The sequence below is a fragment of the Marinobacter sp. genome, assembly GCF_041690615.1.
In the GTDB taxonomy this organism is placed as follows: domain Bacteria; phylum Pseudomonadota; class Gammaproteobacteria; order Pseudomonadales; family Oleiphilaceae; genus Marinobacter.
Genome location: NZ_JAWLGY010000037.1, coordinates 1 through 13,751 on the forward strand (window position 1 = coordinate 1; position 13,751 = coordinate 13,751).

10 protein-coding genes, 1 tRNA gene and 1 riboswitch are annotated in these 13,751 nt (G+C 59.3%); of the genes, 10 read left to right on the forward strand and 1 reads right to left on the reverse strand.

Annotated elements, in window-relative coordinates:
* The first annotated feature begins 22 nt into the window (after positions 1 to 22).
* From atpA to ACESMZ_RS16850, 9 genes are all read left to right on the forward strand, one after another.
* Complete coding sequence (atpA, locus tag ACESMZ_RS16810; protein WP_372973047.1) at positions 23 to 1,567, forward strand: F0F1 ATP synthase subunit alpha; 1,545 nt, start codon at positions 23 to 25, stop codon at positions 1,565 to 1,567.
* 69 nt (positions 1,568 to 1,636) lie between these two features.
* The gene (gene atpG, locus ACESMZ_RS16815) at positions 1,637 to 2,497 is read left to right on the forward strand and encodes a F0F1 ATP synthase subunit gamma (RefSeq protein ID WP_372973037.1); all 861 of its coding nucleotides are present in this window, start codon (positions 1,637 to 1,639) and stop codon (positions 2,495 to 2,497) included.
* A gap of 55 nt (positions 2,498 to 2,552) precedes the next feature.
* Entirely contained in the window at positions 2,553 to 3,947 is a 1,395-nt protein-coding gene (atpD, locus tag ACESMZ_RS16820; protein ID WP_372973038.1) for a F0F1 ATP synthase subunit beta, read from the forward strand.
* A gap of 40 nt (positions 3,948 to 3,987) precedes the next feature.
* Positions 3,988 to 4,410, forward strand: a complete 423-nt coding sequence (locus tag ACESMZ_RS16825; RefSeq protein WP_091850852.1) for a F0F1 ATP synthase subunit epsilon — start codon at positions 3,988 to 3,990, stop codon at positions 4,408 to 4,410.
* Between the two features lie 141 nt (positions 4,411 to 4,551).
* Complete coding sequence (gene glmU / locus ACESMZ_RS16830; RefSeq protein WP_372973039.1) at positions 4,552 to 5,922, forward strand: bifunctional UDP-N-acetylglucosamine diphosphorylase/glucosamine-1-phosphate N-acetyltransferase GlmU; 1,371 nt, start codon at positions 4,552 to 4,554, stop codon at positions 5,920 to 5,922.
* A 25-nt stretch (positions 5,923 to 5,947) separates the two neighbouring features.
* Positions 5,948 to 7,780: a glutamine--fructose-6-phosphate transaminase (isomerizing) gene (gene glmS, locus ACESMZ_RS16835; RefSeq protein ID WP_372973040.1), complete on the forward strand. Its 1,833-nt coding sequence runs from the start codon at positions 5,948 to 5,950 to the stop codon at positions 7,778 to 7,780.
* A gap of 269 nt (positions 7,781 to 8,049) precedes the next feature.
* The gene (locus ACESMZ_RS16840; protein ID WP_372958822.1) at positions 8,050 to 8,280 is read left to right on the forward strand and encodes a hypothetical protein; all 231 of its coding nucleotides are present in this window, start codon (positions 8,050 to 8,052) and stop codon (positions 8,278 to 8,280) included.
* 50 nt (positions 8,281 to 8,330) lie between these two features.
* Complete coding sequence (locus ACESMZ_RS16845; RefSeq protein WP_372958826.1) at positions 8,331 to 9,620, forward strand: peptidoglycan DD-metalloendopeptidase family protein; 1,290 nt, start codon at positions 8,331 to 8,333, stop codon at positions 9,618 to 9,620.
* Positions 9,621 to 9,709: 89 nt separating this feature from the next.
* Positions 9,710 to 9,785, forward strand: a tRNA-Thr gene (locus ACESMZ_RS16850).
* A gap of 25 nt (positions 9,786 to 9,810) precedes the next feature.
* On the opposite strand, the gene metE is transcribed toward ACESMZ_RS16850, so the two are convergent.
* On the reverse strand, positions 9,811 to 12,087 hold the full coding sequence (metE, locus tag ACESMZ_RS16855) for a 5-methyltetrahydropteroyltriglutamate--homocysteine S-methyltransferase (protein WP_372958823.1): 2,277 nt from the start codon (positions 12,085 to 12,087) through the stop codon (positions 9,811 to 9,813).
* 105 nt (positions 12,088 to 12,192) lie between these two features.
* Here metE and ACESMZ_RS16860 point away from each other — a divergent pair, with 105 nt between their 5' ends.
* Entirely contained in the window at positions 12,193 to 13,083 is an 891-nt protein-coding gene (locus ACESMZ_RS16860) for a LysR family transcriptional regulator (protein WP_372958824.1), read from the forward strand.
* Positions 13,084 to 13,133: 50 nt separating this feature from the next.
* A riboswitch (cobalamin riboswitch) is annotated at positions 13,134 to 13,361 on the forward strand.
* Positions 13,362 to 13,751 lie beyond the last annotated feature (390 nt).

Here is a 13,751-nt window from a genome sequence, read left to right on the forward strand (position 1 = left end):
CACAAGGTTTGAGGACAAAGGCATGCAGCAACTGAATCCATCCGAGATCAGTGACATCATCAAGAAGAGAATCGAAAAGCTCGATATCTCTTCCGAAGCCAAGAACGAAGGCACCATCCTGTCGGTTTCCGACGGCATCGTGCTGATCCACGGTCTCGCTGACGTCATGTACGGCGAGATGATCGAATTTTCCAACGGCACCTACGGCATGGCTCTGAACCTGGAGCGTGATTCTGTTGGTGCTGTTGTTCTGGGTGACTACGAGGACCTGGCCGAAGGTCAGAAAGTCCGTTGTACCGGTCGCATCCTGGAAGTTCCGGTTGGCCCGGAGCTGATGGGTCGCGTGGTTGACGGTCTGGGTAATCCCATTGACGGCAAGGGCGATCTGGGTACTTCCCTGACTTCCCCGGTCGAGAAAGTGGCGCCCGGCGTTATCGCCCGTCAGTCCGTTGACCAGCCGGTACAGACTGGCCTGAAGGCGATCGACACCATGGTTCCCATCGGCCGCGGCCAGCGGGAGCTGATCATCGGTGACCGTCAGATCGGTAAGACCGCGGTCGCCATCGACGCCATCATTAACCAGAAGAACACCGGCATCAAGTGTATCTACGTGGCCGTCGGCCAGAAGCAGTCCTCCATTGCTGCCGTGGTACGCAAGCTGGAAGAGCACGGTGCCATGGACCACACCATCGTGGTCGCTGCCGGCGCCGCTGATCCGGCCGCCATGCAGTTCCTGGCGCCGTACTCCGGTACCTCCATGGGTGAGTACTTCCGTGACCGCGGTGAAGATGCCCTGATCATCTATGATGACTTGTCCAAGCAGGCGGTGGCCTATCGCCAGATCTCCCTGCTGCTGCGTCGTCCGCCAGGCCGTGAAGCCTACCCGGGTGACGTTTTCTATCTGCACTCCCGTCTGCTGGAGCGTGCGTCCCGGGTTAACGCCGACTACGTTGAGCAACTGACCAACGGTGAAGTGAAAGGCCAGACCGGTTCCCTGACCGCACTGCCGATCATCGAGACCCAGGCTGGTGACGTTTCTGCGTTCGTTCCGACCAACGTGATCTCCATCACTGACGGTCAGATCTTCCTGGAAACCAACCTGTTCAACTCCGGTATCCGTCCGGCGATGAACGCCGGTATCTCCGTATCCCGGGTTGGTGGTTCCGCCCAGACCAAGATCATGAAGAAGCTCGGCGGTAACATCCGTCTGGCCCTGGCTCAGTACCGGGAACTGGCGGCTTTCGCCCAGTTTGCTTCTGACCTTGACGAAGCAACCCGTAAGCAGCTCGAGCACGGTCAGCGCGTTACCGAGCTGATGAAGCAGAACCAGTACAGCCCGATGACCGTTGCGGAAATGGGCACCGTACTGTTCGCAGCTAACGAAGGCTTCCTGGACGACGTCGATGTCGAGAAAGTGGTGAAGTTCGAAGCGCAGCTCCTGGACTGGATGCGCTCCGAGCAGAAAGAACTGCTCGACAAGATCGGCGCCGACGGGAACTACAACGATGACATCATCGCCGGCCTGAAAGCTGCTTTGGAGAAATTCAAGACCACTCAAAGCTGGTAAATCCCCTGGCCCGCCATGTTGCGGGCCAAGTGGTACACATGAGTGTCTAACTTGAAAAGGCAGTGACTTATGGCCGTCGGAAAAGAAATACGTAACCAGATCGGAAGCATCAAGAGCACGCAGAAGATTACCTCCGCCATGGAAATGGTGGCGGCGAGCAAGATGCGCAAGGCTCAGGAACGTATGCAGGCGACCCGCCCGTATGCGGAAAAGATGCGTCAGGTTATTGGGCATATCGCGCTGGCCAACCCGGAGTACCGTCACAGCTTCCTGATGGATCGTGAGGTTAACCGGGTGGGTTTCATCGTGATTTCCTCTGACCGGGGACTGTGTGGTGGCCTGAACAGCAACCTGTTCCGGCTGCTGGTCCGTGAAATGCATGACTGGAAAAACAAGGGTGTCGAATCGGACATCTGTGCAATCGGTCAGAAAGGCGCCTCGTTTTTCCGCAACTATGGCGGCAACGTTGTCGCGGCACTGACTCACCTGGGCGATACTCCCAGCGCTGAACAGCTTATCGGTAACGTCAAGGTAATGCTGGACGCGTTTGAGGAAGGCCGTATCGACCGGCTGTACGTGGTGCACAACGAGTTTGTGAACACCATGACCCAGCAGCCGAAGGTGGAGCAGCTGCTGCCCCTGCCGCCGAGCGAAGACGAAGAGATCAGAAGCCAGTGGGATTATCTCTATGAGCCCGCCGCGGCTCCTATCCTGGATGGCCTTCTGCCACGTTACATCGAGTCCCAGGTTTACCAGGGCGTGGTGGAAAATCTGGCCTGCGAACAGGCTGCCCGGATGATTGCCATGAAGAGCGCAACCGACAACGCCGGCAGCATTATTGATGAGCTCCAGCTGGCCTACAACAAGGCCCGTCAGGCAGCCATCACCCAGGAAATTTCGGAGATTGTGAGCGGCGCGGCTTCGGTCTGACCCGGATCACGATCCAACTGGCTTTAGTGACTATTGAGATAACGAGGAACCGAGCATGAGTAGCGGACACATCGTTCAGATCATTGGCGCGGTTATCGACGTGGAATTTCCACGTGACTCCGTTCCAGGCGTTTACGACGCACTGCTGCTTGAAGGTGGCGAAACAACTCTGGAAGTCCAGCAGCAGCTGGGTGACGGCATTGTTCGTACCATCGCCATGGGCAGCACCGAAGGCCTCAAGCGTGGCTTGAAGGCAGAAAATACCGGCAAACCGATTTCCGTTCCGGTTGGTACCCCCACTCTGGGTCGTATCATGGACGTTCTGGGTCGTCCCATCGACGAACAGGGCGAAATCGGCGAAGAAGAGCGCTGGGGCATCCACCGGAAGGCTCCCGGTTATGCCGACCAGGCAGCATCGGCTGACCTGCTGGAAACCGGCATCAAGGTTATCGACCTGATCTGCCCGTTCGCCAAGGGTGGTAAGGTTGGCCTGTTCGGCGGCGCCGGCGTGGGCAAGACCGTAAACATGATGGAACTGATCAACAACATCGCGAAGGAGCACTCCGGTCTCTCCGTATTCGCGGGTGTTGGTGAGCGGACCCGGGAAGGTAACGACTTCTACTACGAAATGAAGGAGTCCAACGTTCTTGACAAGGTAGCCATGGTTTACGGCCAGATGAACGAGCCCCCCGGAAACCGTCTGCGGGTAGCCCTGACCGGCCTGACCATGGCCGAGAAGTTCCGTGATGAAGGCCGTGACGTACTGTTGTTCGTTGACAACATCTACCGTTACACCCTGGCCGGTACCGAGGTATCCGCACTGTTGGGCCGTATGCCTTCAGCGGTAGGTTACCAGCCGACCCTGGCCCAGGAGATGGGTGAGCTGCAGGAGCGGATCACCTCCACCAAGACCGGCTCCATCACCTCCATCCAGGCGGTATACGTGCCGGCGGACGACTTGACTGACCCGTCTCCCGCAACCACGTTCTCTCACCTGGACGCCACCGTGGTTCTGAGCCGTGACATCGCTTCCAAGGGTATCTACCCGGCGATCGATCCGCTGGATTCCACTTCCCGTCAGCTGGATCCGCTGGTGATCGGTGAAGAGCACTACGAAGTGGCCCGTGGCGTGCAAACCAACCTGCAGCGCTACAAGGAACTGAAGGACATCATCGCCATCCTGGGTATGGATGAACTGTCAGAAGAAGACAAGCTGACTGTTGCCCGTGCCCGTAAGATTGAGCGTTTCCTGTCCCAGCCGTTCCACGTTGCTGAAGTATTTACCGGTTCTCCCGGCAAGTACGTTTCCCTGAAGGAAACCATCAGCAGCTTCAAGGGCATTCTCAATGGCGACTATGACGACCTGCCTGAGCAGGCGTTCTATATGTGCGGTACCATTGAGGAAGCGGTCGAGAAAGCGAAGGAACTGAAGTCCAAGGGTGACAAATAAGTCACCCTCCCTTCGCTGACCGACCTGAGAGGCAACCGAGATGGCTATGACTGTACATTGTGACGTCGTAAGTGCCGAAGAAAAGATCTACTCCGGCCTGGTGGAAATGCTGATCGCCAACGGTACCGAGGGCGAACTGGGTATCCAGCCCGGCCACGCTCCGCTGCTGACTGCGCTGAAGCCCGGCCCCGTCCGATTCTTCAAGCAGGGCGGCGAGGAAGAGATTATCTATGTCTCGGGTGGCTACCTGGAGGTTCAGCCCTCTGTTGTCACCCTGCTGGCTGATACTGCTGTCCGTGCCAAGGACGTGGATGAAGCCGCAGCGCTGGAAGCCCAGCGAGAGGCCGAGAAGGCACTGGCGAACAAGACTGGTGAGTTCGAGTACTCTCGCGCCGCTGCCGAACTGGCAGAGGCGGTGGCACAGCTCCGTACCCTGGAAAAGCTGCGCAAGAAAGTACGCTGATACCGTTCCCCCGGAACGGGCTCACCCGGGCCGCATCATCGTGGCGTACCGGCCGGATTTACATCCGGCAGGTCTCGCCATCGTGAGTGCGGCTTTTTTCGTTAAAAACAGACCCGATTACACAGAACTCAGGGACTACCCATGACAGCCCCGCTCCACGTGATCATCCTGGCCGCAGGCCAGGGCTCCCGCATGAAATCCAGCCTGCCCAAGGTCCTCCACAAGGTGGCCGGTAAATCCATGTTGCACCACGTCATGGACACCGCCCGCACCCTGGGCGCGGAAGGTATTCATGGCGTGATTGGCCATGGCGCTGACCAGGTGAAATCGGTCACTCCGGCGGCTGACGTGACCTGGGCTTTGCAGGAGCAGCAGCTGGGTACCGGCCATGCCGTGGCCCAGGCCTTGCCGGCGGTTCCGGATGGCGCAGTTGTGCTGGTACTTTACGGCGATGTGCCACTGATCAACCCGGAAACCCTGGTGGCCCTGGTCTCCCGGGTGAACGAACAGAGCCTTGGCCTGCTCACTGTCGACCTGGCTAACCCTGATGGCTATGGCCGTATCCTGAGGGATGCCCATGGCAAGGTGACGGCAATCGTCGAACAGAAAGACGCCACTGAGTCCGAGAAGGCCATCTGTGAGGTGAATACCGGCATACTCGCTGTCATGTCTGATCATCTGAAGCGCTGGCTGCCTCAACTGTCCAACCGTAACGCCCAGGGCGAGTATTATCTGACGGATATTATCGCCATGGCGGCAGCCGAGGACATGACTATCGAAGTGGCCCAGCCCTCCCACGAGCAGGAAGTGCAGGGGGTTAATAACCGCCTGCAGCTGTCGGTGCTTGAGCGCTGGTACCAGCGTTGCGAGGCGGAGCGTCTCATGACGGAAGGCGCCACACTGGCTGATCCGGATCGGATAGACGTGCGGGGGTGCCTGACCGTTGGGCAGGACGTACTGATCGATGTGAACGTGGTGTTTGAGGGCGAAGTAACCCTTGGCAATAACGTCTCCATCGGCCCAAACTGCGTGATCCGGGACGCAAGTCTGGCTGACAACGTCACCGTACACGCGAACTCCGTGATCGAAGGTGCGGAAGTCGCCGAGCAGTGCCAGATCGGCCCCTTTGCCCGGTTGCGCCCGGGCACGCGCCTGGCCCGTACTGCGAAGGTGGGCAACTTTGTCGAAACCAAGAAGGCCGACGTGGGCGAGGGCAGCAAGATCAATCATCTGAGCTACGTCGGCGACGCCACCCTTGGCCGTAATGTGAATGTGGGTGCAGGCACCATTACCTGTAATTATGATGGGGTGAACAAGTTCCAGACGGTGTTGGGAGACAACGTGTTCGTGGGTTCCAACACCGCGCTTGTGGCACCGGTTTCAGTGGCGACGGATGCGGTTATTGGCGCCGGCTCCACCATCACTACTGATGTGGCGGAAAAAGACCTGGCCGTGGCCCGTGGCCGGCAGCGTAACATCAAGGGCTGGAAGCGGCCCGAAAAGAAAGCCTGACCTGACTCAAGAGCGGAAGAATCTTATGTGCGGCATTGTTGGAGCAGTCTCGCAAAGGGACGTTGAAGGGATCCTGCTGGAAGGGCTGCGACGCCTTGAATACCGGGGCTACGACTCCGCCGGCCTGGCAACCCTGAACGGGGAAGGCAACATCCACCGGGCCCGTGAACTGGGCAAGGTGGCGGCGCTCGCCGAATCCATCGCTGCCCAGCCATCGCCGGGCCCAATCGGCATTGCCCATACCCGTTGGGCGACCCATGGCGAGCCGTCCCGCATCAATGCCCACCCCCACATGTCCGGTGAACGCCTGGCCATTGTCCACAACGGTATTATCGAGAATTACCAGGAACTGCGGAACGAGCTGCGTGCCGAGGGCTACGAGTTCTCCTCCCAGACCGACACCGAGGTGGTTGCCCACCTGATCGAAAGGCACTACCGAAACGAACGGGACCTGTTCAGGGCTGTACGCGCCGCGATCCGTCAGCTTCGGGGCGCCTTCGCCCTGGCGGTTCTCCACGCGGATGAGCCGGACCACCTCGTGGTCTGCCGCGAGGGTAGCCCCCTGGTCATCGGCGTTGGCATCGGTGAGAACTTTATCGCCTCCGATCAGCTGGCACTGTTGCCGGTCACCGATCGTTTCATGTTCCTGGAGGAAGGCGATATCGCCGATGTGCGCCGGGATCGCGTTGATATCATTGACCGCGAGGGCGAGACGGTTGAACGGGAGGTGACCCGCTTCGAGCACGGCCATGATGCGGCCGACAAGGGCGAATATCGCCACTATATGCTCAAGGAGATCCACGAGCAGCCGGCAGTCATCAAAGCCACCATGGAAGGCCGTCTCACCGACAGCCACGTGCTCGAGCAGGCCCTGGGTACAGACGCCGGGAAACTGCTGGAGAATGTCCGTCACGTCCAGATCATCGCCTGTGGCACCAGTTACCACGCGGGCATGGTGGCCCGTTACTGGATCGAGGAACTGGCCGGCGTGCCCTGCTCCGTGGAAGTGGCGTCCGAGTTCCGCTACCGCAAGCATGTGATCCAGCAGGACACCCTGTTTCTGTGTATCTCCCAGTCCGGTGAGACCGCCGACTCCCTGGCGGCACTGCGCCAGGCCAAGAAGGCAGGCTTCCGCGCCGCCCTGGCCATCTGCAACGTGCCTGGTAGCTCCCTGGTGCGGGAATCCGACCTGGTTATCATGACCCAGGCGGGACCGGAAATCGGCGTAGCCTCCACCAAGGCGTTCACCACCCAGCTTACGGCATTGCTGATCTTCACACTGGCCCTGGCCCGCCACAACGGCCTGCCAGAGGCAAAGGAAACCGAAATCGTCCAGGCCCTGAAACTGGTGCCAGGTCAGGTAGCGGATGTGCTTGCCCTGGATGACGCCATTGCCGAGCTCAGCGAAGCCTTCGTGGACAAGCACCACAGCCTGTTTCTGGGCCGCGGCTCCCAGTTCCCGGTGGCCCTGGAAGGCGCCCTGAAACTGAAGGAAATCTCCTACATCCACGCTGAAGCCTATCCGGCCGGCGAACTCAAGCATGGTCCACTGGCGCTGGTGGACAGCGAGATGCCCGTGGTCACCGTGGCACCCAATAATGACCTGGTGGAAAAGCTCAAATCCAACCTGGAAGAAGTCCGCGCCCGGGGTGGCGAACTCTTTGTCTTTGCCGACCGCGAAGCTGATGTGCAGTCCGAAGACGGAATCCACGTCATGCAGATCCCGTCGGTCCATCCGATTACAGCGCCGATTGTCTTCACGGTACCGCTGCAGCTGTTGTCCTACCACGTGGCAGTACTGAAGGGCACCGATGTGGACCAGCCCAGGAACCTGGCGAAAAGTGTGACCGTGGAATAAGGCAGGCTGCATAAAATTCAATAGGGTAATTAAAGCCTGAAGGTGCCGGTGCAGCCAGAGATAAACAGCTGCATGAGGCGCTCCACCGGCGGGTCCAGTGCCCGGAAGAAACCCGATTCCGAGCGGCTTGGTGGTATCGGGTTTTGGGTTTTTGCTTGGCATCTCGCAGAGGCCAAGGCAACAGAGAGTGCCCATATTTGCCGGCGTGCTGCTGATTTCACTGCTGATGGCAGTGACGATCTCGACCCCGTGCGGGGCGTGGCTATGCCATGGATACGCTGCTCGGTGTCATTGTCGGGTACCGCTGCTCCGCCCTGCTTTCATCGACCCTGAACCCGGATCTTGCGCTGGCCAGCGGCATTTCGCCGCGCCGGAAGCAGTTGGTGCTGAGCATTGCCCTTGCTATTGTCGTTGCCTTTCTTTTCGCGGGTCTGAACGCAGCCAATGCCTTAAGCTGGCGAGCGAGCAATCAGTCCACGAGTGACCAACAGGTTTCATGAACACTCGGAAGATGAACAGACATCGTACCTTTACGTCGCGTCATAAACTCATGTTTGCTATCGGGGTTTTCCTTCTCGTGGCAATAAGCCTGTCGCCTTTCAAGCGGTCATCAGCCGTGACAGAGGTGCCGGTTTTTCATGATGAAAGCGGAGACCCTCTGTTTTCACCAAAACAGCAATCCATGGACTCGTCAGACCCGCCAATCGTTGGTAACGCTGAGCGCTCGACGGACCAAACCGTGGAATGGCAGGTGCAGCCTGGAGATACGTTGACCCGTATTTTTCGCGAACATAAGGCGCCTGTGGACGACCTTCAGGAGATTCTGGAAGCTGACGCCGAATACCTGTCGCTGGAGACTCTGACCCCCGGAACCCGGCTTGGCCTGTCTTTTGATGACGAGGACCGGTTTTCCGGGTTGACCCTGCACCTGGACCCGGCGCGGAAGGTCGTTTATACGCGACAAAAAGACGGCTCGTTCGTGCACAAAGAAACGGAAGCCGATACCTATTGGGTGTCCGAGGTTCTCAGGGGCACGGTCAATGGCAGCTTCTATCAATCGGCCCTGCGTGCAGGGCTGACCCGGGCGCAGGTTGTTCTTATTGATCAGTTACTGGGAAGCAAACTGGACTTCGGAAAAGACCTTCGGGCTGGCGATAGCTTCACCATGATCCTTGGTCATGAGATGACAGGCGAGCAAAGTACCGGTAACACCCGAATTGAAGCCATATCTCTGGTGCGCCGCTCCAGAACACACTACGCATTTCGGTTCGATGACGGCAACTACTACGATGAGAACGGTGAGAGTGTCACGCCGGCTTTTCTCCGCTGGCCCACCAAAAAGCGCTTTCGCGTAAGCTCTGCCTTCAACCGGAACCGGTTACACCCGGTTACCGGGCGTCGGGCCCCCCATAATGGTGTCGATCTCGCTACCCCGGTAGGCACTCCGATCGTCAGCACCGGCGATGGCATTGTCCGGCGTATTGGAGACCACCCCTATGCGGGCAAATACGTCGACATTGATCATGGCGGTGCCCACACAACGCGATACCTTCACCTCCACAGGATTCTGGTTAAAAAAGGGGCACAGATAAAACGGGGTCAGCAAATTGCCTTGTCGGGCAACACCGGCCGCAGTACCGGCCCCCACCTTCATTTTGAGTTTCATGTTAACGATCGACCGGTCGACCCGTTGAAAGCGGATATCCCCACCGCTGCAGCGATAAACGAAGACGACACACCGCAATTTGAAGAACAGCTCGGCGAACAACTGGCAGTGATGGAGCACGCCGGCAGCCGGTCAGAACTGATGACCGCCGAAGCACCATCCTTGTTCAATTGACGGATCAGTTCGACTTAACCACGGGTGCTGGCAGAAGGGGGAGGGATGCCTTGAATCCTGCTTCTCGGCCTATATTACCTGTCCCGAGTGCTGCAGTAGCTCAGGCGGCAGAGCAACTGATTCGTAATCAGTAGGTCGGGGGTTCGACTCCCCCCTGCAGCTCCAGCCGCCTGATCAGAAGGGGCAGGCGTTAACCGGCGGTTTCCCGCAACTCCCGAGCCGCCGCCACCATATTCTCCAGTGCTGGTATGACTTCTTCCCACTGGCGGGTTTTCAGGCCGCAGTCCGGGTTTACCCACAGGCGTTCTGCCGGCACCCGTTCCGCTGCCTTGCTCATCAGGCTGACGATTTGATCCCGGGACGGAATGTTCGGTGAATGGATGTCATAGACTCCCGGGCCGATTTCGTTCGGGTAGCGGAATTCCTCGAACACATCCAGCAGTTCCATGGCGGAGCGGGAGGTTTCGATAGTGATCACGTCCGCGTCCATGCGGGCGATACCCTCGATGATGTCGTTGAACTCCGAATAGCACATATGGGTGTGGATCTGGGTGGTGTCCTGCACCCCGTTGGCGGTAATGCGGAAGGCATCGATAGCCCAGTCGAGATACTCCTGCCACTGGGATCGGCGCAGGGGCAGGCCTTCCCGCAGGGCGGCCTCGTCGATCTGGATGATGTTGACGCCGGCGGCCTCCAGGTCCAGAACTTCCTGGCGGATGGCCAGGGCCAGTTGAAAGGCGGTGTCGCGCCGGGGTTGATCGTCCCGCACGAAGGACCAGTTGAGGATGGTTACAGGCCCAGTAAGCATGCCTTTGAGGGGCTTGTCCGTAAGGGAGCGCGCGTAGGCAATCCACTCCACGGTCATGGGGCCGGGACGCTGAATATCCCCGTACAGGATCGGTGGCTTTACACAGCGGGAGCCGTAGGATTGCACCCAGCCGAAGCGGGTGAAGATATAGCCCTCCAGCTGTTCACCGAAATACTCCACCATGTCATTACGTTCCGCCTCGCCGTGGACCAGCACGTCCAGCCCCAGCTTTTCCTGCTCACGGATGGCCCGCTCGATCTCTGTTTTCATGGTGGTGACATAGTGTTCCCGGCTGATTTCCTGCTTGCGGTACGCCAGGCGGGTCTTGCGGATGTCCGTGGTCTGCGGGAAGGAGCCGATGGTCGTGGTGGGATAACGGGGCAGCTTCAGATGTTCAGCCTGTTTGTCCGCCCGGACGGAGTAGGGGCTCTTGCGCTGGCCCAACTCGGGGGTGATCGTCTGCACCTGCTGTCTAATTTCCGGATTATTGACCCGGCCTGATGCTCGCCGGCTGGCGATGGCCCGGGCGTTATCGGCCAGGGGCTCCGCCACCGCGTCGGTTCCGGCGTTGAGGGCCGTTTTGAGAACACGGAGTTCGTCCAGTTTCTGGGTGGCGAAGGCCAGCCAGCTGCGGATCTCCGGGTCCAGGTCGCTTTCCAGTGCCAGGTCCACGGGTACGTGGATCAGGGAGCAGGAGGGGGCCAGCCACAGGCGGTCACCGAGCTTTTCATGGACCGGCGTGAGCCATTCCAGCAGGCTGTTAAGGTCCGTCTTCCAGATATTGCGCCCGTCGATTACGCCCAGGGACAGCACCTTGTGGGGCGGCAGCCAGTCCACCACCGCCTGCACGTCCTGTTTGCCCCGCACCGCGTCGATATGCAGGCCGGCCACTGGCAGGTTGCAGGCCTGCTGCAGGTTTTCCCCAAGGGTGCCGAAATAGGTGGTCAGCAACAGTTTGCTGCGGCTTCCCTTGAGAGTGTGATAGGCGGTTTCCAGGGCGGCTTTCCAGTCGGCGTCCAGTTCGGTCACCAGTACTGGTTCGTCCACCTGTACCCAGTCCACACCCAGGTCCGCCAGCTGGTCCAGCAACTGCCCGTAGACCGGCAACAGACGGTCCAGTAGTTGCAGACGGTCATCGCCGTCCCGGGCCTTGCACAGCCACAGGTAAGTGACCGGACCGATAATCACCGGCTTTGGGGACAAACCGGCACTGCGAGCCTCGGCAATCTGGTCCACCAGCCGCTGGCTGTTGAGGGAGAATGCCGTGTCTTCGGACACTTCCGGGACGATGTAGTGGTAGTTGGTATCAAACCACTTGGTCATCTCACCCGCCGCAACGCCGCAGCCGCAGTCCGCTGGCGACCGACCCCGGGCTACGCGGAAATACTGGTCCAGCTCGCCACCCTTCAGGCCTTGCACCCGCTCCGGCAGATGGCCCAGGGTGAAACTCATGTCCAGCACATGGTCGTACAGGGAGAAGTCCCCCACGGGGGCATGGTCCAGGTCCACCTGGGTCTGCCAGTTGTGCTGTCGCAGATGCTTGGCGGTGGCCAGCAGGTCATCCGAGGTGGTTTTCTGTTTCCAGAAATTTTCCAGTGCGAATTTCAGTTCCCGCCGGGTGCCGATGCGGGGAAACCCGAGGTTGTGTGCCAGTGCCATGATGATGCTCCTGTTGATCAATAAGTGACGGGAGCATAACCACTGCAGATCATGACGAAAAATGGTTAAATGTCACCAATCCATGACAAGGGCTCATGTCAGACCATGATCGAACGAAGTCATCTCAGAATCCTGCGGGAAATCGACCGCCAGGGCTCCCTGACCGCCGCCGCCCGGGCCCTGCACCTGACCCAGTCCGCCCTCAGTCACAAGATCACCCGGCTCGAGCAGTTGCTGGGTACGCCCCTGTGGCAGAAGGAAGGTCGAGGCCTCAAGCTCACCCAGGCCGGTGACTACCTGCAGCAGCAGGCCAACCGATTGCTTCCCCAGCTCGAGCGTGTGGACGAGCGGCTGCTGCAGTTCGCCCGGGGTGAGCGGGGGGCGCTGAATATTGGTATGGAGTGTCACCCCTGCTATCAGTGGCTGCTGAAGGTGGTGGACCCCTTCCTGGCCCGCTGGCCGGGGGTGGATGTGGACGTCACCCAGAAATTCCAGTTCGGCGGTATGGCCGCGCTGTTCAACCATGACATCGACCTGCTGGTCACGCCGGATCCGATCGTTCGCGAAGGGATTCACTTTGAACCGGTGTTTCCCTATGAGCAGGTACTGGTGGTCAGCCGGGACAGTACCCTAGCTGGGCTGAAACGGGTAACGCCGGAGCAGGTGGCCGCTCAGATCCTGTACACCTACCCGGTGGCCATTGAGCGCCTGGATATCTTCCAGCAGTTCCTGCTGCCCGCCAGCTGCCTGCCGAGAAAGCACAAGGTGCTGGAGGCCACCGAGATGATGCTGCAGATGGTGGCCGCCGGTCGTGGCGTGACCACACTGCCCCTTTGGCTGGTGGAGGAATACGCTGAAACCCTGCCCATTACCCCGGTCCGGCTCGGGGATGGGGGCATCCACAAGCACATCCATCTGGGTGTCCGTGAAGCCGACCTCGACGACCGGCACACCCGGGCGTTTATCGAAATCGCGGGTGAAACCACACTGGTGTGATCGTAATGTCCATGGTGCCAGCGATGGTTGTTGTCAGTGAATTCTCTGTATATAGTGTTGGTGTTCTTGGCGTACTACCAGATATTGTGATTAATCGTTAATCAGTCTGGTAAAGGGAATCCGGTGAGAATCCGGAACTGACGCGCAGCGGTATTGGGGAACGAACGGGCATCACGACACTGGCATGGAGGAACTCCAGCCGGGAAGTCGCCCGCAAGGCCGAACCGGAAGGTTCATGCCCCTGAGTCCGAAGACCGGCCAAGGACAGAGTGCTGTGCCTTCGCGTTTTAAAGGTGAGCGGCCCTTCGACAGGCTCAGGGTGAACGGGTCTTCGGCGGGGCTTGGGGTGAACTGCCCTTCGACAAGCTCAGGGCGAACGGGCTTTCGGAGGGCTTGAGGTGAACGGCTCTTCGACGGGCTTTGTTTATCTCCGATCGCCCTGAGCCTGTCGAAGGGCGCCGTTCTTTTTTGTTTACCCTGAGCCCCTCAAAGGTCCGCGGCAAACCTCCTCCTGCAACGCGAAGCCAGCAACATCCAACGCGTTGTAAAGGAGCACACCCCCATGTCCACAGCCCTGGCCGAAGCACCCCCAGCCACTACCGAATCCCTCCAGGTTATCAAGCGTAACGGCACCCTGGTGGGGTTTGACCCCTCCAAGATCAGTGTGG

Coding starts and splice junctions, on each gene's coding strand:
- atpA (WP_372973047.1), top strand. CDS start 23: ATGCAGCAACTGAATCCATCCGAGATCAGTGACATCATCAAGAAGAGA.
- ACESMZ_RS16825 (WP_091850852.1), top strand. CDS start 3,988: ATGGCTATGACTGTACATTGTGACGTCGTAAGTGCCGAAGAAAAGATC.
- atpG (WP_372973037.1), top strand. CDS start 1,637: ATGGCCGTCGGAAAAGAAATACGTAACCAGATCGGAAGCATCAAGAGC.
- glmU (WP_372973039.1), top strand. CDS start 4,552: ATGACAGCCCCGCTCCACGTGATCATCCTGGCCGCAGGCCAGGGCTCC.
- ACESMZ_RS16840 (WP_372958822.1), top strand. CDS start 8,050: ATGGATACGCTGCTCGGTGTCATTGTCGGGTACCGCTGCTCCGCCCTG.
- metE (WP_372958823.1), bottom strand. CDS start 12,087: ATGGCACTGGCACACAACCTCGGGTTTCCCCGCATCGGCACCCGGCGG.
- ACESMZ_RS16845 (WP_372958826.1), top strand. CDS start 8,331: ATGTTTGCTATCGGGGTTTTCCTTCTCGTGGCAATAAGCCTGTCGCCT.
- atpD (WP_372973038.1), top strand. CDS start 2,553: ATGAGTAGCGGACACATCGTTCAGATCATTGGCGCGGTTATCGACGTG.
- ACESMZ_RS16860 (WP_372958824.1), top strand. CDS start 12,193: ATGATCGAACGAAGTCATCTCAGAATCCTGCGGGAAATCGACCGCCAG.
- glmS (WP_372973040.1), top strand. CDS start 5,948: ATGTGCGGCATTGTTGGAGCAGTCTCGCAAAGGGACGTTGAAGGGATC.